Source organism: Pseudoalteromonas sp. HM-SA03 (assembly GCF_002289345.1).
Lineage (GTDB): Bacteria > Pseudomonadota > Gammaproteobacteria > Enterobacterales > Alteromonadaceae > Pseudoalteromonas.
This window is the reverse complement of the sequence record NZ_NSDG01000090.1, coordinates 1-655: the sequence shown is the minus strand read 5'-3', so window position 1 is coordinate 655 and position 655 is coordinate 1. Positions and strand designations below refer to the sequence as shown.

The 655-nt window shown below is 48.3% G+C and carries 1 pseudogene; it reads left to right on the top strand.

Features of this window, described 5'->3' with window-relative positions:
• Positions 1–391: 391 nt before the first annotated feature.
• A pseudogene (locus CKO50_RS18425) lies at positions 392–655 on the top strand (hypothetical protein); the annotation flags it as partial.

The following is a 655-nucleotide window of genomic DNA, read 5'->3' as shown; positions in this document are numbered from 1 at the left end:
ACTTATCAAGATGGCAGCCCAATTATGGGCGCACCTTATACCATTCGATTTGCAAACGGCACAGAGTTGACCGGTAACTTAGATGACAGCGGTAAAGCAAAAATTGAGAATGCACCGCCAGGTCAATATACCGTGCAATATGGTGAGGATAAACGCGATTACCTGCCTGAAGATAATCGCCCTAAAAATCCATTGTATGGAAAAATCACCCCAGCGCGAGCGGCTGAAATGGTACGCAGCGGCAATACCGCACCACTGATAGAAGCCAACGGCATTGCAACCCAAGCAGGTGATTGGTTATGGGGCACACTACAAGGCGACTTTAATCAAAACCCCTCCNCAAATCGTGGTAGGCACCTTGATTTCCATGATACCGATTATCGACCAAGTCATGGATTTACGAGATATCATTGCCAATGTCATGCTACTGACTGACGATGATGAAGCCAACGACACCGACGCTTGGCTTGCCTTTACCCTCACCGGCATTGGTTTAGTGCCAGTTGTGGGCTCAGCCGTCAAAGGCGTAGGAAAGGTTATCTTAAAAAATACTGGAGAATCGCTCTCGGCTGCGCTTGCCGTACTACGCAAGCTCGGCAAAGGCGACCCAGTTAAATACCTAAGAGACATCAACTGGCAAGACCTAGGAAAGCAA